The following is a 21,067-nucleotide window of genomic DNA, read 5'->3' on the forward strand; positions in this document are numbered from 1 at the left end:
GTGGTTATAGCGACGGGGCTCACCTCTTACCATTCCGAACAGAGAAGTTAAGCCCGTTTGCGCCGATGGTACTGCAATCCTGTGGGAGAGTAGGTCGCCGCCTTCCTTTAAAACCTTCATCATTAATTTGGTGAAGGTTTTTTTTTTGGGAACAAACTGAAATCTCCTACGCTCCCACAGCGTGGTGGTAGGGACGGGGGCGTGGTTTGTGGCGATGAACCGTTATCAATCACCGTCCCTGCCGTTTATAATACCAAAGCGCCTTCCTTTAAAACCTTCATCATTAATTTGGTGAAGGTTTTTTTTTGGAACAAACTGAAATCTCCTACGCTCCCACAGCGTGGTGGTAGGGACGGGGGCGTGGTTTGTGGCGATAAACCGTTATCAATCACCGTCCCTGCCGTTTTTAATACCAAAGCGCCTTCCTTTAAAACCTTCATCATTAATTTGGTGAAGGTTTTTTTTGGAACAAATTGAAATCTCCTACGCTCCCACAGCGTGGTGGTAGGGACGTGGTACGTGGTTTGTGGCGATAAACCATTATCAATCACCGTCCCTGCCGTTTATACTACCAAAGCGCCTTCCTTTAAAACCTTCGTCATTAATTTGGTGAAGGTTTTTTTTGGGGAACAAACTGAAATCTCCTACGCTCCCACAGCGTGATGGTAGGGATGGTAGGGAATTAAGAACAATTGTTGTGTTTATCCAAAGATTTAGTTTCCCAAATTGGAAGAATTATATGTTTTTAGCTCCTTTGAACTATGCGGGTTCGATTAAGCTCACGCCGATATACGTATGTTTTAAAAGACTGTGTTTTATGGCATTTTATTTTCGTGGTTTATGATAACAAAATGTATTCTAAAACCTCTTCATTTACGCAATATAAAAGGGAGGTTGAATTATGTTATATGAATTGCGTTTAATACACGCTATAAACATATAATAAGTGTACTATAAAGATACTGTAATCGTACTTTAATTAAAGGTGTGCTCCCTTTCGGGAACTACTTGTAGGCTGTTATTGGATAATTGCGAAAGATGATGAATATATCTATAAATGATAATTGCTAATTAAGACTAGGAAAGTAATAGAAAAGAAATTGGGCTTAAATTGTTTATACTGTCTAAAAGGAGGTTTATACTAAATTAATAAAACGGGAAAGAGGGGACATTCTTAAATATACTTTAACGCTTTTAATATTAAAGAATTGTTGGTGAGAAAATTTAAGTTATAAATATTCCCATTTAAATAGATGTAGTTGTGTCTATTAAATACTTTCGATCTTTAGGTAAAGTCCTTCTCTTTTAATTTTAAGGATATAGAATACTAATTAGATACTACTAAAATATTGACTTCATTATTGTATTGATTCCTTTAAAACATAAATAAATTGCTCCAGCACCAGCTAGTATTGCAGGGAACAGAAAAACGAAAAATATGTAAGTGTCTTTATTAAGGAATGATAACGTTAGGAGATAGGGAGATAAAAAAAGTAAGGGCAAGGCAAATGCTAAATACTTTAAGCCTTTCTTTAATATGTTGAAGTCTGTATGATCTTTACCCATGGTGATAATTATTTATTGCTGTTCTTACATTTTTGTATTTATTGAGAAGTCGTTGCGCTTGCTCTTCAGGAACATCTAGCTCTTCCATAATCATTCGAACGCCACGGTCTACTAATTTGTTATTGCTCAACTGCATATCCACCATTTTATTTCCTTTTACTTTTCCTAATTGAATCATTGCAGTGGTGGAAATCATATTTAAAACGAGCTTTTGCGCAGTTCCTGCTTTCATTCTAGAACTTCCTGTAACAAATTCGGGACCGACGGTAACTACTACTGGAAATTCAGCGGTATTTGAAATAGGGCTTCCTTCATTACACGTAATGCACCCTGTAGGTATGTTGTTTTCGTTGCAATAGTTTAGCGCACCGATTACATAAGGCGTGGTTCCTGATGCAGCTATACCTATGACTATATCTTTTTCAGAAATGTTTTCATTTTGAAGATCCTTGACGCCTTGATTTTCGGAATCTTCAGCAAACTCAACCGCTTTTCTGATGGCTGTGTCGCCTCCCGCTATAATTCCGATAACTAAATCGTGAGGCACTCCAAATGTTGGTGGACATTCGCTGGCGTCTACAACACCTAAACGACCGCTTGTACCTGCGCCAATGTAGAACAATCTACCGCCCGCTTTTAATTGCTCAACTACTTTGGAAGCTAGTTTTTCAATCTGCGGAATGGCTTTTTCAACTGAAAACGCAATTGTTTTGTCTTCGTTGTTGATGTTTTCAAGCAATTCAGAAACGTCCATTTTTTCTAAATGGTTGTATTTCGATTCAGATTCTGTTGTTTTTGTGAAAGACATATACAAATGTACGATTTACGAACGATGCCGTGTAATTTATAATGACGATTTATTGAACCGTATAATCAAGCACTGAAATTTCTGATATTCTGAAGTATCCGAGGGGATAATTTTCAGGATTGGTTTCGTTTATAATATTTCCTTTTACCGTTGCAGGTTGGGTCTCAAAAGGACCGCCGCCAGCTCCTGTTTGCTGAAGAAGGATAAACATATAATTGTAATATTCTTCAGTAATGCCGTAGAGTATGAATTGAACATTGTCTCCTGTGGTTAAATCATCAGCGCGATATAATGCAAAAATGGCATTTCCATCAAAAAACTCATCATTTAAAACATTTCGATTAATTCCCCTTTCAGAACTTCCTGTTACGAAGTAGAAATTTTCTTCGCCAGCGGGATCGGTAAAAAAAGCTTTCAATTCAATTTGATCTCCCGAAAAACCCCCGTCATCCCGTTGTTCTACATATTCTAGTGGTACGCTTGAAATTCGATTCGTTGTAGCGGTATATATTTCGTTTTCGTAAATAACTTCAAGCGTGTAGTCTATATTTTCTTGAGGTGAAAAATCGCTTATATAAAAACCATTTTCAACGTGGGTGAAACTATACACAAGACCATTTTCATCCGCAATGTGTACTGAGGCATTTTCTACAAAGGGAACTTGGTTGTCAAAAAAAGGAGCGGTAGTGGTTAGTTTTACATAGCTATTTACGTAATCATCTTCAACTCGAATATTAATATTCGCTTCTATTACTAATCTTGGATCGGCATCGTTTAAGTCTACCTCAATAACATCTTCACAAGAAGCTAGAAGTAGAGCGCAAGCAATTAACATTATGATCTGCTTCATCTTTTAAAATTTAAAGTTATATGTTACTGATGGAATAATTCCGAAGATAGAAAGTCTTACAGCTTCATTTTGGTACGTGTCTGTGTTTTCGCTAAAGGAAATTGACGCTGCATTTTTCTGATTGTAAACGTTGTAAATACTAAAGACCCATTCGCCTTTCCAGCGTTCATCCGTTTTTCGAGAAGGAGTGAGTGTAGCAGATATATCTAAACGATGAAAAGGTGTAATTCTGCTGCTATTACGTGCTTCATAAACAGGAACAACCATACCGTTGTATTCGTATTGTCCTTCAGGGAAGGTGGTTGGACGACCGGTTTGAAATATTAAATTGGCGCCAAAAGTCCATTTTTTTGACAAATCGTAAGAACCGGTAATCGACAAATCGTGCGTTTTGTCCCAAGCCGCATTGTACCATTCGCCATTGTTTATTCCGCTTTCAGCTGCCGTTCTTCCTGGCGTTCGTTGTTCGCTTTTTGATAGGGTGTAGGCCAACCAGCCTTGAAATCTCCCTGTGTTTTTTCGGAACAACATTTCCAAACCGTAGGCTCTTGCTTCGCCATTCAATAGTATTTGTTCAATGGCGTTGTTTGCTATTAAATCGGCACCGCTAATATAATCTAAACGATTTTGAACCGTTTTATAAAACGTTTCTACTTCTAAAGAATAATTTTCGAAATTTCTGAAATAACCCATTGCCACTTGGTCTGCCAACTGAGGTTCTATATATTTTCCGCTGGGCGCATATATATCGAAAGGAGTAGGAGAAGTAGTGTTGCTAATTAGGTGAATGTATTGAGTCATGCGGTTATAGCTCGCTTTTATTGAAGAATCATCGTCAAGTAGAAACGAAACAGCTAAACGTGGTTCTAAATTAGCGAAAGACTTAATGGTTTCACTCCTTCCGAAGGAAATGGTATCGTTTGGTTTTGCTTTTTCGTAAATTCCTAGGGCCTCATTGTAAAGAACCGGGTTGTCATTTTCATATAAAAAGAACTCCGACTGCCCCAAACGGCTAAAAGTGGATAAACGTAAACCTGCATTTACTGAGATATTATCTGAAACCTTTATTTCGGCTGCACCATAAACAGCATTTTCCCAAGCGTATTTGTCGGTTAATTTAAATTCGTTTACACCCGAAGTTACCGTGGTTGGCTTTACATCTCCTGGATTAAACTTGTAATAAATGCTATTTAGGCCATATTTTAAATCGATATTTTCTGAAAGATAGTGTGAGAAATCATATTTCAGATTAAAATTTCGAATACCACTATCAAATTTAAACTCCACGAACTTTAATTCTAAACCGAAATAATAGTCTGAATAAATTACAGATAGGTTGGAGAATAACCTATCTGAGTAAAGGTGATTCCAACGTAAGTTTATGGTTGTGTTTCCAAAAGTATTTCCGAAGCTTTCTGAAATTTTAAAAACATCCCTGCCAAAATATCCCGAAAGGAATAACCGGTTGTTTTCGTTTAAATTATAACTGACTTTCGTATTCAGATCGTAGAAGTAGGCGATGTTGTCATTATCGAATAAAGGAAGAAATAAATGTGCATAGCTGCTACGACCTCCAACTAAAAATGAAGCGACATCTTTTTTAATGGGTCCTTCGAGGAGCAGACGACTTGCCACCAGACCAATTCCGCCAGTTGCTTGATAATTGAGGTTGTTTCCATCTTTTTGATAGATATCCAAAACTGAAGAAATGCGTCCGCCGTATTGCGCAGGAATTCCTCCTTTATAAAGCGTTAAATCCTTTATGGCATCGGGATTAAAAACCGAAAAAAAGCCGAATAAATGTGATGAGTTATATAACGTTGCCTCATCTAATAAAATAAGGTTTTGGTCTGCAGCGCCACCGCGAACGTTAAAACCGCTAGCACCTTCGCCTGCGCTTGTTACTCCTGGAAGTAAGGTTAAGGCTTTTATTACATCCACTTCGCCTAAAACAACGGGAATTTTTTTTATAGTGCTCGAAGAAAGTGTATTAGCGCTCATTTGCGAACTTCGGATATTGAGCTTTTCTGCGTTTGCTTCAATTACAACTTCATCTAGACTTTGTGAGTCTGTTTTCATTGTGAAATCTCTTTTTATATTGTTAGAAAGATCGACATTAATGCGTTCTGTAGTAAAACCAAGCGTGCTATAAATTACTTCATATACGCCTTTTGGAAGAGTAATAGAATAAAATCCGTATTGATTGGTAACCGTTCCTGTTTGCAACTCGGGAACAACAATGTTTACACCCATAAGAGTTTCTCCAGTATCTTCTTCAGAAATGGTACCACTTAGGGTGAATTTTTCTTGAGTGAAAGCTGTGAAGCTAACAAATAGAAATAATAGGGATAGAAGTTTCTTCAAGCGTTTCGGGTTAGGGTTAAAAAAAACCTTCAGCAAAATACTGAAGGTTTTTGAAAGGTAAAACAATTTCTTATTGCAATGCTACCGATGGGTTGAGCTTTACAAGGATTTTATTTAGCGTTGTACTAGGTCGCATAATTTCATAAACCAGCTTTTCTATTGGAGCATAATAACCACCGATGTCTACAGAGTGACCTTGGGCATCGATTAGCTCTTTGTTAATTTGATCTTCACTTTCTTGTAGTTCTTTAGCAATGGGGGTGAAAATTTTCTTCAAATCTTCGTCTTTGTTTTGCTTTGAAAGCTCGTCTGCCCAATACATAGCTAAATAGAAATGACTTCCACGGTTGTCAATTTCTTTAGCATGTCGTGACGGCGATTTACGGTTATCTAAGTATTGTTCCGTAGCTTCATCAAGTGCATCAGCCAAAACCACTGCCTTTGGATTGTTGTATTTTGTTCCGATATGTTCTAGAGAAATTGCCAAGGCTAAAAATTCTCCAAGTGAATCCCAACGAAGGTGATTTTCTTCTATAAATTGTTCCATATGTTTTGGTGCAGAACCTCCAGCACCTGTTTCAAACATACCGCCGCCATTCATCAACGGAACTATGGAAAGCATTTTTGCACTAGTTCCCAATTCCAAAATAGGGAACAGGTCTGTTAAATAATCACGCAACACGTTTCCAGTTACTGAAATGGTGTCTTTTCCGGCTTTAACACGCTCTAAAGTGTAAGAAGTTGCTTCTTCAGGAGATAGAATTTTAATTTCTAATCCGTTGGTGTCGTGATCTTTTAGGTATTTGTTCACTTTTTTAATTAGCTCTGCATCGTGAGCGCGATTTTTATCTAACCAGAATACGGCAGGATCGCCTGTAGCTGTTGCTCTTTGCACTGCAAGTTTTACCCAATCTTGAATAGGTAAATCTTTTGCTTGGCACATTCTCCAGATGTCGTCTTTTTCAACCGAATGCTCGATAATCGTATTTCCTGAAGCGTCAATTACCTCTACCTTACCATCAGCTGGAATTTCGAAAGTTTTATCGTGACTTCCGTATTCTTCAGCTTTTTGAGCCATAAGACCAACGTTTGGAACGGTTCCCATTGTTGTAGGGTCGAAAGCACCGTGTTTTTTACAAAAATCGATTGTGGTCTGAAAAACACTTGCATAACTACTATCAGGGATAATTGCTTTGGTGTCATAGGTTTTTCCGTCTGGTCCCCACATTTGCCCTGAGTTACGAATCATTGCTGGCATAGAAGCGTCAATAATAACGTCGCTAGGAACGTGAAGGTTGGTAATACCTTTATCACTATCAACCATTGCTAAATCTGGATTCTCATCCATAATTTTTTTAAGGTCGGCTAAAATTGCAGATTTTTTGTCATCGGATAACTCAGACACTTTATTTTCAAGAACTTCTAATCCATTATTGGCGTTGATACCTAACGCTTCAAAAGTGTCGGCATATTTTTTAAATAAATCGTCGAAATATACTTTCACTGCATACCCAAAAATGATTGGATCGCTCACTTTCATCATCGTTGCCTTCATATGGATTGAAAACAAAACCTTCTTTTCTTTCGCATCAACTACTTGTTCTTCTAAGAAAGAAACCAAAGCTTTTTTGCTCATTACAGTAGCGTCGATAATTTCGCCATTCAATACTTTAATCCCTTCTTTTAAAACAGTTTTATTCCCGTTATTTTCGGTAAGAACAATATGCAGGGTGTCGTCTGAAGCCATTGTCAAAGATTTCTCATTATGAAAGAAATCACCTTGTTCCATTGTGGCAACGTGGGTTTTGCTATCGCTATCCCAAGCTCCCATACGATGTGGATTCTTTTTAGCGTAATTTTTTACAGCTTTTGGCGCGCGACGGTCACTGTTCCCTTCACGAAGTACTGGGTTTACAGCACTTCCTTTTACTTTATCGTATTTTATTTGAATTTCCTTCTCCTTATCATTTTTAGGTTTTGCAGGGTAATCAGGAATATTAAATCCTTTTTTCTGAAGTTCAGCAATAGCTGCATTTAACTGTGGAAGAGAAGCACTAATATTTGGTAGTTTTATGATATTCGCTTCGGGAGTTTTAGCAAGATTTCCAAGTTCGGTTAAATCATCACTAACGCGTTGCTCTTCGGAAAGAAATTCTGGAAAAACAGCTAAAATTCTTGCCGATAATGAAATATCTCGACTTTCAACCTTAACGTTTGCTGGAGCCGTGAAGGCTTTTATTATTGGCAAAAATGAATGTGTAGCTAAAGCTGGAGATTCATCTGTTTTAGTGTAAATAATCTTTGAAGGATTTGTCATAGAACTATATTTTTTGAAGTGTGATATATTGTGTATTGTACTTAAATTTTAAGAAATGCAAATATAACGATTTAAGCGCTCTTTTAAAAGTGAAGTGGTAGGATAATTAGAAGTTTGGGAAAGTCTCAAAACAATGGTTTTCAACATAGATATATAATTCCCCGTTGTTTGTAAGAGTATATGTTTTTAGAAGACTAGCTACTGAAATAATCGTCGAAATAAAGTAAGAATTTAATGCAAATTTAGAGTGAATTTGGAGCGAATTAATACCTCCATTCACGTTCTTTATTTAATTCTTCAGATTTTTCTATTTCTTCTCTCGGAATAACCTTTAAAAACGATGGATGTTGCTCGATTGCATATTCTATTTTTTCGACTATCTCTGCCATGGTGTCGTTTTCGTAGTCAATATCTAATGGTTTTTTTATTTCCATAGACTGAAGAATGCCTCGTTTTTTAATACGAAGTCCTTTTTTATCGAAAGATCTTCTAAAACCATCTATTACAATAGGAACTACTATAGGTTTATTCTGTTTAATAATGTGAGCAGTACCACGACGAATAGGATTCCAAGGCTTTGTAGTTCCTTGAGGAAAAGTAATAACCCAACCATCGTTTAACGCCGTAGTTATATTACTAACATCGCTCATTTTTACTTGCTTGTTGACTTCCTTTCCTTTTTCACGCCAAGTTCGCTCAATGCTTACAGAGCCGCCATAAGCCATTATTTTTGGTAATAAGCCAGCCTTCATAGTTTCTTTGGCTGCTACATAATAAATATTGAGTTTCGGGCGCCATAAATAACCTATGTTTTTAATATTATCATCACGACCGCTCAAACTAGCATTAAAAACATGAAACATAGCTACCACATCTGCAAAATAGGTTTGATGATTGCTCACAAATAGCACATTTGTATCTGGAAGATTCCGAATTACATCACTGCCTTCGATTTTTAACTCATTAAAACCTTTAAAACGACGATGCGTCATGGCACCCATAATTCTGATGAGCCAAAGTTTTAGGAAAAGTATATGTCCGAATGGATTTTTTTTAAAAAGCCCCATTTTTTAGTAATCGATTTTAGTTAAGTGAATTTTGCTGCTTATCAAATTAGTGGGCAGGATATATTCAAAGTTAATAGGATTTGTTTTAATTTAAAATTCTATTTAAAAACTTTTAACTTCGTTGCGCTAAATATTTGGATAATGGTTGTTTTTTGAACCTGGCAAATATAGTAAATTAAGCTTTTACAGAACCCGTTGTAACAAATCTCTCACTTCATTGAGCATCATCGCTGTGGCACCCCATACTATATGACCGTTTAAATTAAAGGCAGGAACTTCTAGATCAGTGGCGTATGATGTGCTTAAAATTCGAGTGGTAATGCAACTTTCATCCATAAAATGAGTAAGATTTACTTCAATTAGTGCCTCTACCTCTCGTTCTTCTAAAACAAATGTTGGTGTTTTAGAAACAACACCAAGAAATGGCTGAACAAAAAAGTTGCTTGGAGGAATATAAATCTGAGTCAGTTTTTTAATAACAGCAATGTCGTCTCTTTGAACTCCAACCTCTTCTTCTGTTTCTCGTAAGGCGGCGTCTTTGATTGAACGGTCTATTTTTTCAATTTTTCCGCCAGGAAACCCTACCTGTGCGGAATGTACACCTTTATAAGTCTTTCGAAGTATCAATATTAAATTAGTTTGATAATTTTTATTAGGGTAGAAGAGTGCCATAACTCCCGCTTTTCTAGCTTTATCAATATGCATAGCTTCTTGCCTGAGTTCGCGCAAACGAGCTACAGGAGCCATTTTAAATTGAACTGCCTCGCCAGGAAGTTCCATTTTTTCTATTTTTACAATTCGTTTTTCAAAATCGCGAAAATCCATTTATGAGAAAGCTGTTAATTTATTTCGTTGGAATTGTGTTTTTATTCGGAGGCTGTGAAGATAAGGAAAAGGCACTCCAAATGGAAAATGAAATTTTACAAGAAGATGAAGTTGAAGTTAAAGTTGAAGATGAAGTTGAAGATCAAGATGATGACGAAACTGAAATCGAGCGTAATATTGAAGAAACAGAATTTCCCAAACTAACCAATGAAAATGCAGTTTCGTTTTTAACTGAATACGGTAAGAACAATCCAGAAACCAAGGTGCTAATAACTTCCAGATTTGGCGATATTGAAATTGAACTTTATAATGACACCCCCTTGCATCGCGCCAATTTTATTTACTTAGTGAAACAAAATTATTTCAACGAAACATTTTTTCATCGTATTGTGCCAAATTTTATTATCCAAGGCGGGAATAGCGATTTAACATCTACCCCAAAAAAACGAGCCAAGATTGGAGGAACATATTTACTGCCAGCAGAGCTTGAAAATGGAAGAGTTCACGAATATGGAACTGTTTCGGGCGCCAAGGAATACAGAGAAAATCCGGATAACAGAACTGCCCCATTCGAATTTTTTATCTTCTTAGGACCAAAATCATCGACAGCACACTTAAATGGAAAATACACCATCTTCGGAAAAGTGACCAAAGGAATGAATGTGGTTGAAGAAATTTCAAAAGTGGAAGCAGATAACGGAGATTGGCCACTGAATAACATTTACATTACTGCGAAGGTGTTAGACTAATTTAAAATACACCTCAATCTTTTTGATGACGAACTAATTTTCAGCATCTATAGCAGAGCTGAAACCTGCACGATTTTCCAAATTCCGAATTAACTAATAAATAAATATCTGATAGAAGCGGACTTAGCATTTAAGTAGAAGACGATTTTTATAATAGTGCTTTAGATTATCCTGATGATAAAGTCTTGGCAGAGGATATTATAGTCCATCAGTATTAAGGTTGAATTTAAACTAGAAAAACTTATTTAAATTCTAGTAAGCAACGCGATGTAATCAAACATTAGCGAGAATTTCAGCCAAATGTAAATAGCTTAGAATCGATTTAATTTGTCTATTCAAATACTACGACTCCGATTGTTAGTTGCATACAATCAATTCATTCAATATTTGATAAAATCCGTTTTCAAAGGAATTGAATGGAGACTTCAAAAATTAAAATTATGTGAAATTTGTATTAAAAAAATACTATAAATTAAAGCTTGAAGGCTCTGAAATGTATATTTGAATGAAATAGGAGGTATTCTCGTGGTTTTAGCACACTTTATAATTACCTCCAATAACGTTTCGAGTATCATGGATTTTGAGCAAATTATAGGAATATTAGCTGGAATTCTAACCACAATCGCTGTTATACCGCAAATATATAAAGCAATAAAATCTAAAAACGTGGACGATATTAGTCCGTATATGTTCGTAACGCTTTGTTTAGGAGTTGGATTATGGACTTATTACGGATTCTTAAAAAATGATTTACCAATAATAATTACAAACGGGGTTTCCTTCATTTTTAATAGTTGTATGTTAATTATTGCACTAACTGCTAAATCGGAAAAAAACTAATTAGACTTAATTATGAAAAACCAAATTCACGATAAAATCGATACAACTGAAGCCATTAGAGAATTTATTTTAGATGATCATCCTTGTGTGATGGCGCAAAGTCTCGTGGCCGATGAGAACTTAACGATTTGCGATTATGAAACTCTAAATTCCTCAAAAACATATCATCAAATTTTAAACGATTTGCAACTGTATATCGACGATGTAGATAGTGATACTATGAAGTTTCAAACCTTTATCGCAACTTTTACTAACGATTCTTTCGAAGATGAAATTTCATTTGAAAATGCACTTTGGGAGTTTTTATATGCCCTACACAAAATTGATCCAAAACCATGGGATGCTACCACAGAAGCAGATACCGAATCGCCTAAGTTCAGTTTTAGCTTTTTAGGAAACTCTTTTTATATTGTCGGAATGCACCCTAAATCGTCTAGAGAAGCAAGAAGTGCTCCGTTCCCCATGATTGTATTTAATTTGCATAGTCAATTCGAAATGCTTCGCGAAACAGGAAGGTATAGTCGTGTGCGCGATTTAATTAGAAGACGCGATAAAGCGAAACAAGGAACTATAAACCCTATGCTCGAAGATTTTGGAACCGAAAGCGAAGCAAGGCAGTACAGCGGTCGCGCAGTTAAAGAAGATTGGAAATGTCCATATAATTTTAAAAACACCAAATGAAAGTAATTGAACCAAAATCTGGAGCTTCACTAATTTTAAAGAAAGGTGAAATTCTTAAAGTAACCGATATTGAGGGTGTCCAAGTATCGGATATGCTGCTTTATAATTTGAATAATCACAATGAAAAAATTTCATCAGGAAAAACCTTTGATTATGAAGAAACGATTTTATTAACTAAAGGCAATTTTCTTTGGAGCAACCATAGTAATAAAATGGTCGAGATAATAGAAGACACCAACGGTAGAAACGATTTTCTCTTAGCTCCTTGCGACCGAAAAACAATGAAGCATTTTTATAATATATCAGAATATCATCCTAGCTGCTACGAAAATCTTCACAAAGGCTTAGAAAAATTCGGGATTTCAAAAGAAACAATTCCTTCGGCATTTAATATTTTTATGAATGTAACTTTTAACCAAAATGGTAAAATATCAGTAGACCCTCCAACCTCAAAAGCTGGCGATTATATATGTTTTAAAGCGCAAATGGATTTAATAGTAGCATTAACTGCCTGCTCAGCGCTCGACAGTAATGGGGGTTCGTGTAAGTCTATAGGCTATGAAGTAGTATCTTAATCTATGTTTTAGTACCATACGTAGTACGTTTCTCATATCTTACAATTATGGAATAATAGCGTGAGATAGCTACTGATAATTAGCAATTAATACATATTTTAAAATTCAATTTTAAACTTTAGAGACGAAGCAATATAAGAACTGAATACTATAAAAATATTTTAATAATCTAAAAATTAATCAAAATGGGAGATACACAAGATGGTTTCGGAAAAAAACGCGATCACAATCAATACGGAGAAGTAGAAAAAGATAAAAAAGATAAAAAAGATGTCAAACTTCCAAAATCACCAAACCAGGGAACTAAGGAAGAGGAATAAAATTCTGAATGCCTATAGCTAGTTTCCGATAAAAGTATTGCACAACACCGTTTTACCAATTAGCATAGGCTTTCAAGCATTTTTAATACGCATTATTTGCGAGTAAGCACACTACTGGGGTTTATAGGCTATAAAGAATGTTTATGCAAAATAGCTAAATTAGTAAGTCATTAGGAGGGAGTTTTTTTCCGAATTAGAGCGAACTACCCGAACATCGGACTTAAAAACAAGAAACAGATTGGTAGCTAAGACGGGTTTTAAATCTTAGTAACCCCCGAATACTAGTACATAAATAATTCAATAGTGCGTAAAACGAAAATTGTTATAACAAGTAAAATAGGAGAGGAGTTTGCTAACAATTAGCTGGTATATAAATTAATTATCTTCCTCTTTAGACGATTTATTTTTCTGCGCTTCCAATTCTTCATCATTAATTAAATAATGATCTTCTGTTAATCCAACAATCGCAATAATATTGGTTACTGTATGATACAATAATAAAATTACAGTAACCATTAATCCACTTAGTAGGGAAGAGAAAAATAAAGTTGACCAATATATATAAGTAAACCAAGAAGTAGGGAGGTTATCAGATTCCGTAAGAGGGATATTAAACAGTTGAAAGAGCATTAACGCGCCTATAAATAGTACGGTATCAAATTTTGCAATATTTAAAACTTGCTTATAATGTACTTCTTTAATTTTAGATTTAGACCCAGTACTAATTCCTAGTAAAGTCAGCAAAAGCGCTAATATTGTTGCTGAAGCCAATATTATGGTATTACACAACATATTAATGCCATTAATAGAGCTACTTATTAACGATTTTGCTTCATATCCAGAAATATCACCTAATAAAAACGCTCCCAATCCAGCAAAAACAGTTGCTGCCAAGCCTCCATATAGCGATCGCTTATTTTTAGAAATGAAATGTATCATATAAAAAGTGTTTTTATTAAGAACTTAGAATTTTAGAAAACAAAAAGATCGAATCTTACTTTATTCAATTCGAACTCCTTTTAACATTTTATCCATGAGCTTTTTATCTGTACTTGTATGTAATACAGATACATCGCCAGTAGATTCCAAAACTACAGCTCTAACTTCATCAAAATCTATAACATTTGCTTCTCTTAATTTGGCGATAAGGTTTTCCTCACTTAAATTAGTGCGATGCAAGTTTTCTTTCAGAATTACACCATCCTTCATAATAAGCATAGGTTTATTGGTAACTAATTTCTCAAATGCAGGAATTTTACGAACCATATAAGTAAAAAGTGATTGAAATAAAACAATTCCTCCTAAGGCTATTGCTCCTTTTAAAATTGAATCTGAAGGATTTAAAATAATAGAAGCTATAATTGAACCTATGGCAATAGTAGAAGCGAAATCAAAACTTGATATTTTTGCAAAAGTCCGTAAACCTGAAATTCTAACAATTATTATTACAATTGTAAATATTGCTAATATTGTTAAAAATACTTTCGCAATTATTGGTAATGAGGAGTAGAGCCAATTTTCCATATTATATTTTTAGTTTTAAATTTAGTGTTCTAGTAAGGGGCATTTGTATCGTATAAAAGTATTATAAAACTCAGATTCATTTGGTATTTAGAGCACTTAAAGAATTTTTCTTAAGAATAACCATATCATTAGTCACGCCTTTGAGTTTCAAAATAAAGCGTAATCAAATAAGCTTAAAAAACTAGCTGGCCTCATAGCTTAGTGGCCTACCCGAACGTACGGTGTCATAAACAAACTCAAGGTTGGCGGTTGGGGCAGATCCTAAATCTTACACAAATTTGATTTTTAAATGTAATACAGAAAACCTGAATTATTTTTACATCAGTTTAGGAATAAAATTTAAGCATCCGCCGCTGCCGTCAAGTTATATTTCTTAACAACACATCAACTAAAAGAAAACAGATTTTATGCAACATTTCAATGTTAAACTAGTATTAGTACGACACAACGAATTAAAAGTTTTCTCACAAGTTAATAAATAAATCATTTGTAACTAATCAGTTTAAAAATAACTTCAATTCAAATATAAATTCGTTTAAATCTAGTCATTTGAATTTATCCTGTAAGATCTTTTTTTTAACCTTCTAGGAATTTTAGCTATAACAATTCATATCTACACGGTTTTTGAATCCTAGCAGAATTAGAAATTCATGCTCACACAAGCAATTAGCGATTCAAATTATAACTGATTAGTTGCAATCATTATTATCAGCTTAAAATTTAAATGATGTTAATACAAGACATTGACTTAAGTGTGATTACCTCTTTATCTGTGTTTTGTTTAACTTAAAAAATATGCCATTAGGTATTTACAATGGGTCATAAAACTTAAATTTCAGTTGTTTCTAAAATTCCAGTGAACCTTATTCGTTTATCTTTTTTCCAATCAAACCAAAAATCAGGTTTATTAGAAGAACCGTACCTGTGAACAATATTAAATCGGTTACCAGATAAAGTGCCGCCAAACATCCAGCTGCTGCACTACACCAAACAGTAGCCGCAGTAGTTAATCCCTGAATAGTATCTTTCTTTTTCAAGATTACGCCGGCTCCTAAAAACCCGATCCCGGTTACTACCTGACTAAGAACTCGGGTTAAATCTATAAATTTTCCGCCTTGATATTGTAACGATAAAATTACAAAAGCACAGGCGCCTACAGAAACAAGCATATTTGTCTTTAATCCCGCGTCTTTGCCTTTATATTCCCTTTCAATTCCTATTAGTAGTCCCGCTACAACTGCCAATATTATTTTGAAAAGAAAATCCTGACTAAAACTAAAATCTGGTTCTTCTCCTATCCCTGTTAAAACTTTTTCTCCAGCCTGAATAGCACTAATATAAATAGTAGAAATCATATTCTTAGGGTATAAAATTATAGTTATGAAATTAGAAAACTCATAAAACTAATCGATAGAACTAAGCGAGCGTTAATACGTTAAAATGTAAACCTAGATTCTTTTATTTAGAAGCAAAGTAGTCTAACATTTTAGTCAAACACTGTTGTTTTAATGGTGCTCTTAGTCTTCGTTATCCATCGTATCGCTACACGTTCAAAGTTTTTTCAAGAAAATTAATAAAAATAATTTAAATGCGCATTAACATCAATTGGCTTATAAATCAAGCTTTAGTCCGCTTATAAAAAATAATTCGTGTGTAACCTCTTGTGTAAAATCGTCTATTCTATATTGCAAGCCAAATTCAAATTCAGTAAACGCGGTAAATGGCACTCCTATTCCCGTAGTAAAACGCTGTTCGTATGAGGGTTTATAGATTTTTGAAATTGTTACTAATGTTTCTAAATTTCCAATTAGATAGATGTTGTCCGTGTTTCTTTTTTCTGTGCCTAACAGTTGGCTTGCTTCAAATTTATACCTAAACCGATGCGAAGTTAATGATCCTGAAAATCGCTGCTCTGCCCGGATCCGATGTTCTAGTTTGTTCCTTTCAGTATCAATTTCATATTTATATTCTTCAACTAAGCGAATTTCATTTTTATCATCGCCGCCAAAGTTTTCCTCAAATCGATACTTTAATCCCAAAGCCAACTCGTTGTTAGTATTCAATTTAAATGAGGAGAAATGAGCCAAATCAACTTGTTTGGCTTGGAATTTATAAACTTCTGCATCATACCAATGAAAACGTCCCTCGACAGAAAACTCTTGTGAATATAGTTTGCTAACAGCATAACCAACTTCAATAAAAGGCTCATAGCTGCCAGTAAATTTTTCCTGCGAAATTCCCGTTACAGAAATGAAGTAAAAAAAAATTATAATAATTATTCTCATCATATTTACCATATGCGTTTATACGAAGTAATAGCATAATTCTGGATAAAATTGGGAATTATAGCCGAAAAGCGCTTTAAGAAACAGAATTAAAACTATCAATCTGCCTTGCTAAAAAAAGCAGTTTAAAAAATCACTATTATGAATCGCTGTTCTTACGTTTCTTATCTAGCCAAATGTAGATGCCAAATAGTATAAAACTTCCTAACGAACCCCATAGCAATCCACTTTTTAGCGAATCGGTGTTGCTTCCCATAATTGCAATAAGAAAAGTTAACGGAGAAATTCCCACTAAAGTAGCAGCGATAAATTTCCAGTAACTCATTTTTAGAATTCCTGCTACAAAGCTAATAGCATCGTTAGATAAAAATGGGTTTATACGCGTTATGGTTACAGCCCAAAAGCCGTAATCTTCCAAAAAGGAACTTACTTTCTCTAGTGTTTTTTCACCTAAAAGTTGCGTGATAAAACCAGCTCCTAAGTATTTTCCTATAAAATAACCAACAGAGGATGCAATATACACCGCTATAAGTACAATGATACTTCCCCAGATGGGCCCGTAGGCAAGAATGGCCACTATCATTAATAAAATTGTGGGAATTACCAACAAGAACATTTGGGCAACCATAGCCAGAACAATCACAATGGGCCCCAACCATCCAAAATCTTCTACCCAGTTTTTTATACGCGCTTCGTCATCACTAGTGAGTACATTCCAAGCTTCTGTTAAAAAATTGTTTACAGACGGAATTGTAAAATAACAGATCGTTAAAATAACAACCAATAAAATAGATACATATAGTGGAAGCTTACTTTTTGATTTTGAAGAAGTATTTACTTTTTCTTTCATTAATTATAAATTAAACTTTCTTTTCAAACCGAATTCTGAATATGCCGTCGATATTAGGTGATGACGAGATATTGACAAACGTTTGAAAATTTGAAGTCTTATTTTTTTTAGGATAAAACAAGATACTAAAATCTAAATATGCCATGATTAATTTCAGTATTTAGAATACACAAATTAGTATGTTTTTAAACTCTGGTTATATCAAATTCAACTTCGAAAATAAAAGGAATTCTTGAATATTTAAAGAAAGAAATAAAGTTCTCAAAAATTAATTAGAAGTCTCGTTGTAAGTTTTGAGCAATTCTATTTAAGGTTATCTTACCTCTAAAGGAAAAAAAAAGTAAGCTTCTTAAAGGTGAATCTTCAACCGCTATATAGTTCCCACCACCCGCCCTCGCGGTTGTGTCTATCCACAATTACCGAAGCCAATAGTTAATAAAACTAACAACCCAAAGGTGGCTGAGTGAATTTCAGCATGCGCAGCAACGCTGAAATTAGTACCGAAGCCCGAAATTCACTCAATCTCTTTCTTCGAATAAACACTTGGCAATGAAAGATTAAAATAAATAGCTAATAACCTTACAATCATAACCGAAACAAACGAAATAACCACTACAAAATCTGACTGAAGTGGGGTTTGTAATAAGATAAAATATGTAGATCCACCAACAATACAAGCCGTGGCATATATTTCTTTTCTAAAAAGAATAGGAATTTCATTACATAGTATATCACGAATTACACCTCCAAAAATACTGATGCGGTAATTATCCATGACGCTCTTTTTTATTGTTTAGGGACGAGTAGGGGTTAGGGTCTCCAATTCCAATAGTATCAGATTTACTCGTCGGATCATCATCGTCTCCATCGTTAATAACTGTCTGACTTAATACAGATCTTTTAATGTTGGATGAAGTTAAGGACGTTTCTGCATCCGCTGATCATATGAAACGTCTGAGTTTTAATCCGATGTTTTCAAGTTTTGAGACCGTTCGTGATTATTGTGTTCTTTTTCTAGAAAACAGCGTGTCTTTTAATTATAAAAACTCACTCAAACTATTTGCCTTCTTTTTGCCTATAGAGTACGTTTTCAAGGATTTTATTTTTGGGTTTATTGATAAGGAAATAAGTGGCGTAAAGGCAAAAGCTCAAGTTGGTAATAAATATTTAGATGTTGGAAATGATTTCCGTTTAAAACCCGATTTGCATTTATTGAAAGATGATCAACCTACTATAGTTGATACAAAATGCTTGTTTTCAAGGCATTACGAATCAAGTGTTATGTCTTACGTCTTTTAACGAAGCGGTCGTAAGTCTTTTGTCGGACAATAATGATTGCCAATAAAGTTTCCCGTAATAATCTAATTAATGTCTTTGTAATTTTAGGGTGTATTAATTAAAACCCAATGACATAGAAAATATTGAAGCAATTAAACCATGTCCAAAGCCTAAGAAAAAAATGGAACCCCTTATAACAGAAGACGTGTTATACCTAAAACTAAGCAAAAACACCCAGGCTTAAAAGCTCATAGACATAAGTCAGGTGATTAATTGAATAAGTACGAGAAAATCAATTCTTTAAAATACGTTTCACATCGTAGTTTCCTTTATTATCAAATACTTTAACTAGATATACTCCCTTACCTAGTGTGCTTGTATTTATAATAGTACTGTGATACTTTTCTAAAACTAATTGCCCTAGATTATTGTAAATTTCTACCTTACTAATACTTGAATTTGATTTAATATTTAAAACATTATCTGTGGGAACAGGAAATAGGTTGTAGCTATCATTATTAGTATCAACAGTGTTTAAATTTAGCAAACTTGTATTTTCATACCAAGATATTTTATCATAATTGCTACTTCCATTTATATAATAATCGTGTGCCGATGGGAAAATGTCTATATCACCGTCATTATCTAAATCATCAGCAAAAACGGAAATTGCATTAATTTCATTCGTAGATATAATCTGTTTTACACCAAAATTGCCGTTGCCATCAAGATTTTCATACCAAGCTATTGTATGGTCTAGAAAGGAGGCAGACAATACATCAATATCCCCATCATTATCCATATCAATTCCGAAAACTCCAGAAGCAGCATCAGCTGTATTTGTAATAATTTTTTCGGTACTAAATGTACCTAAACCATCAGTGTTTTCATACCACGAAATTTTATCATCATCATATGTGGCGGTTAATACATCCACATCACCATCGCCATCAATATCAATTGCAAAAATATCTTTCACATTATTTAAATTAGTAGCTATAATATGTCGTGGAGCAAATACACCTAAGCCATCAATATTCTCGTTCCAAGCAATTTCATCAAATGAACCCGTAAGTACATCATTGTCTCCATCGCCATCAATATCAATTGAAAAAACTGCATTGGCATTAAGTGCCTCTATGTATTTTTTTTCACTAAAGTTTCCAAGGCCATCTAAATTCTCAAACCAGTTGGCATTACCTGAAGCACTTACTACATCCATATCACCATCACCGTCTATGTCTATAGAAAAAATATCCTCTGGCCAATATTCCTCTGAAGCTATAATGTTTTGGGTTCCGAAGTTGCCTAAACCATCTAGGTTTTCAAACCATCCAAATGTATTGTCATAATAGGAAGCAGATAGAATATCCATATCCCCATCACCGTCCAAATCAGCAGCGTATATGGATCTAGGACTATCTACGGTGCGAGAAATAATTCTTTGTACACCAAAGGAGCCTAAGCCATCTAAGTTTCTGTACCAAGCTATCTTGTCATCTTTTTTTGATGAAGACACTAAATCTTTAAACCCATCCCCATCAAGATCAATAACCAAAATACAATTAACAGAATTAACGAAAGTAGTAATTAAATTACTTTCACTAAAATCTCCAAGACCATTCAAATTTTCGTTGTAATAAACTTCACCAATATTGCTTTGAGTACTTATTATATCTAAATCGCCATCATTATCCAAGTCGGCAGTAAGTACAGCCATTGCGTCATCTTTATTTGTAGCAATTATTTGTGTAGGACCGAAAGTTCCTTGACCATCCAAGTTTTTATACCAAGCTATTTTTCTATCACTCTCTGAAGCAGATAAAACATCCAAATCGCCATCATTATCAAGATCTGAAGCATATACGTCTCTAGCTCCATATGCGCTAGATGTAATAATTTGTCTTCCATCAAAAGCTCCAAGACCATTTAAATTCTCAAACCACAATACTTCATTTGTTGTATAAGAGCTCGCAAGTACATCAACGTCTCCATCACCATCAAGATCACCAGCATAAACTGAAGTTGGGGCACCATATTGCGATATAACTTTTTCGGAACTAAAAGCCCCTAAGCTATCTGTGTTTTCATACCAAGCAACCTTACCATCATTGCTAGAAGAAGACAATAAATCTATGTCTCCATCATTATCAATATCTACACCAAAT

Annotated in this window: 21 protein-coding genes and 1 rRNA gene; 7 read left to right on the plus strand and 15 right to left on the minus strand. The window is 34.7% G+C overall.

Annotation, left to right across the window (positions count from 1 at the left end; genetic code table 11):
- A 5S ribosomal RNA gene (gene rrf, locus BLW28_RS14585) occupies nucleotides 1-106 on the plus strand; the annotation flags it as partial.
- A gap of 139 nt (nucleotides 107-245) precedes the next feature.
- Here the strand turns inward: rrf and BLW28_RS14590 are convergent.
- From BLW28_RS14590 to BLW28_RS14625, 8 genes are all read right to left on the minus strand, one after another.
- Nucleotides 246-551 (minus strand): hypothetical protein, encoded by a 306-nt coding sequence (locus BLW28_RS14590; protein ID WP_092842585.1) that lies wholly within the window; start codon nucleotides 549-551, stop codon nucleotides 246-248.
- A 790-nt stretch (nucleotides 552-1,341) separates the two neighbouring features.
- Nucleotides 1,342-1,566: a DUF6095 family protein gene (locus tag BLW28_RS16030; RefSeq protein ID WP_073221860.1), complete on the minus strand. Its 225-nt coding sequence runs from the start codon at nucleotides 1,564-1,566 to the stop codon at nucleotides 1,342-1,344.
- Complete coding sequence (murQ, locus tag BLW28_RS14600) at nucleotides 1,559-2,374, minus strand: N-acetylmuramic acid 6-phosphate etherase (RefSeq protein ID WP_073221863.1); 816 nt, start codon at nucleotides 2,372-2,374, stop codon at nucleotides 1,559-1,561. Before murQ ends, BLW28_RS16030 begins: the two co-directional genes overlap by 8 nt.
- 49 nt (nucleotides 2,375-2,423) lie before the next feature.
- The gene (locus BLW28_RS14605) at nucleotides 2,424-3,224 is read right to left on the minus strand and encodes a DUF4249 domain-containing protein (protein WP_073221866.1); all 801 of its coding nucleotides are present in this window, start codon (nucleotides 3,222-3,224) and stop codon (nucleotides 2,424-2,426) included.
- 3 nt (nucleotides 3,225-3,227) lie between these two features.
- A complete protein-coding gene (locus tag BLW28_RS14610; RefSeq protein WP_073221909.1) occupies nucleotides 3,228-5,588 on the minus strand; it encodes a TonB-dependent receptor in 2,361 nt (786 codons plus the stop codon).
- Nucleotides 5,589-5,658: 70 nt separating this feature from the next.
- Complete coding sequence (locus tag BLW28_RS14615) at nucleotides 5,659-7,905, minus strand: NADP-dependent isocitrate dehydrogenase (protein ID WP_073221870.1); 2,247 nt, start codon at nucleotides 7,903-7,905, stop codon at nucleotides 5,659-5,661.
- A 263-nt stretch (nucleotides 7,906-8,168) separates the two neighbouring features.
- Nucleotides 8,169-8,972, minus strand: a complete 804-nt coding sequence (locus BLW28_RS14620) for a lysophospholipid acyltransferase family protein (RefSeq protein ID WP_073221872.1) — start codon at nucleotides 8,970-8,972, stop codon at nucleotides 8,169-8,171.
- A 183-nt stretch (nucleotides 8,973-9,155) separates the two neighbouring features.
- Nucleotides 9,156-9,797 (minus strand): NUDIX hydrolase, encoded by a 642-nt coding sequence (locus BLW28_RS14625; RefSeq protein ID WP_073221875.1) that lies wholly within the window; start codon nucleotides 9,795-9,797, stop codon nucleotides 9,156-9,158.
- Between the two features lie 2 nt (nucleotides 9,798-9,799).
- Here BLW28_RS14625 and BLW28_RS14630 point away from each other — a divergent pair, with 2 nt between their 5' ends.
- The 5 genes from BLW28_RS14630 to BLW28_RS16105 all read left to right on the plus strand — a co-directional run bounded on the left by BLW28_RS14630 (nucleotide 9,800) and on the right by BLW28_RS16105 (nucleotide 12,962).
- Complete coding sequence (locus tag BLW28_RS14630; RefSeq protein WP_073221877.1) at nucleotides 9,800-10,546, plus strand: peptidylprolyl isomerase; 747 nt, start codon at nucleotides 9,800-9,802, stop codon at nucleotides 10,544-10,546.
- 501 nt (nucleotides 10,547-11,047) lie between these two features.
- The gene (locus BLW28_RS14635) at nucleotides 11,048-11,386 is read left to right on the plus strand and encodes a SemiSWEET family sugar transporter (protein ID WP_317042295.1); all 339 of its coding nucleotides are present in this window, start codon (nucleotides 11,048-11,050) and stop codon (nucleotides 11,384-11,386) included.
- Between the two features lie 12 nt (nucleotides 11,387-11,398).
- The gene (gene gntA, locus BLW28_RS14640) at nucleotides 11,399-12,067 is read left to right on the plus strand and encodes a guanitoxin biosynthesis heme-dependent pre-guanitoxin N-hydroxylase GntA (protein WP_073221883.1); all 669 of its coding nucleotides are present in this window, start codon (nucleotides 11,399-11,401) and stop codon (nucleotides 12,065-12,067) included.
- Nucleotides 12,064-12,642 (plus strand): DUF1989 domain-containing protein, encoded by a 579-nt coding sequence (locus BLW28_RS14645; RefSeq protein WP_073221886.1) that lies wholly within the window; start codon nucleotides 12,064-12,066, stop codon nucleotides 12,640-12,642. Before gntA ends, BLW28_RS14645 begins: the two co-directional genes overlap by 4 nt.
- 185 nt (nucleotides 12,643-12,827) lie before the next feature.
- Entirely contained in the window at nucleotides 12,828-12,962 is a 135-nt protein-coding gene (locus BLW28_RS16105) for a hypothetical protein (RefSeq protein WP_262481129.1), read from the plus strand.
- Between the two features lie 375 nt (nucleotides 12,963-13,337).
- Here BLW28_RS16105 and BLW28_RS14650 read toward each other — a convergent pair whose 3' ends face one another.
- The 6 genes from BLW28_RS14650 to BLW28_RS14675 form a co-directional block, all read right to left on the minus strand.
- On the minus strand, nucleotides 13,338-13,901 hold the full coding sequence (locus BLW28_RS14650) for a hypothetical protein (RefSeq protein WP_073221889.1): 564 nt from the start codon (nucleotides 13,899-13,901) through the stop codon (nucleotides 13,338-13,340).
- A gap of 60 nt (nucleotides 13,902-13,961) precedes the next feature.
- Nucleotides 13,962-14,486 (minus strand): DUF421 domain-containing protein, encoded by a 525-nt coding sequence (locus tag BLW28_RS14655; protein WP_073221892.1) that lies wholly within the window; start codon nucleotides 14,484-14,486, stop codon nucleotides 13,962-13,964.
- Nucleotides 14,487-15,349: 863 nt separating this feature from the next.
- On the minus strand, nucleotides 15,350-15,841 hold the full coding sequence (locus BLW28_RS14660; RefSeq protein ID WP_083540861.1) for an MgtC/SapB family protein: 492 nt from the start codon (nucleotides 15,839-15,841) through the stop codon (nucleotides 15,350-15,352).
- A 255-nt stretch (nucleotides 15,842-16,096) separates the two neighbouring features.
- Nucleotides 16,097-16,774, minus strand: coding sequence for a DUF2490 domain-containing protein (locus BLW28_RS14665; RefSeq protein ID WP_159431791.1), 678 nt, complete (start codon nucleotides 16,772-16,774; stop codon nucleotides 16,097-16,099).
- Nucleotides 16,775-16,910: 136 nt separating this feature from the next.
- Complete coding sequence (locus BLW28_RS14670; protein WP_073221898.1) at nucleotides 16,911-17,621, minus strand: TVP38/TMEM64 family protein; 711 nt, start codon at nucleotides 17,619-17,621, stop codon at nucleotides 16,911-16,913.
- A gap of 514 nt (nucleotides 17,622-18,135) precedes the next feature.
- Nucleotides 18,136-18,396 carry a trimeric intracellular cation channel family protein gene (locus BLW28_RS14675; protein ID WP_073221901.1) on the minus strand — a complete coding sequence of 87 codons (261 nt, stop codon included), beginning with the start codon at nucleotides 18,394-18,396 and terminating at the stop codon, nucleotides 18,136-18,138.
- A 128-nt stretch (nucleotides 18,397-18,524) separates the two neighbouring features.
- Here BLW28_RS14675 and BLW28_RS14680 point away from each other — a divergent pair, with 128 nt between their 5' ends.
- Nucleotides 18,525-18,920 carry a 5-methylcytosine restriction system specificity protein McrC gene (locus BLW28_RS14680; RefSeq protein ID WP_073221903.1) on the plus strand — a complete coding sequence of 132 codons (396 nt, stop codon included), beginning with the start codon at nucleotides 18,525-18,527 and terminating at the stop codon, nucleotides 18,918-18,920.
- A 271-nt stretch (nucleotides 18,921-19,191) separates the two neighbouring features.
- Here the strand turns inward: BLW28_RS14680 and BLW28_RS14685 are convergent.
- The coding region (locus BLW28_RS14685; RefSeq protein ID WP_143036906.1) for a T9SS type A sorting domain-containing protein at nucleotides 19,192-21,067 on the minus strand (1,876 nt) is incomplete at its 5' end.

Origin of the sequence: Aequorivita viscosa, assembly GCF_900106795.1 — a bacterium.
In the GTDB taxonomy this organism is placed as follows: Bacteria; Bacteroidota; Bacteroidia; order Flavobacteriales; family Flavobacteriaceae; genus Aequorivita; species Aequorivita viscosa.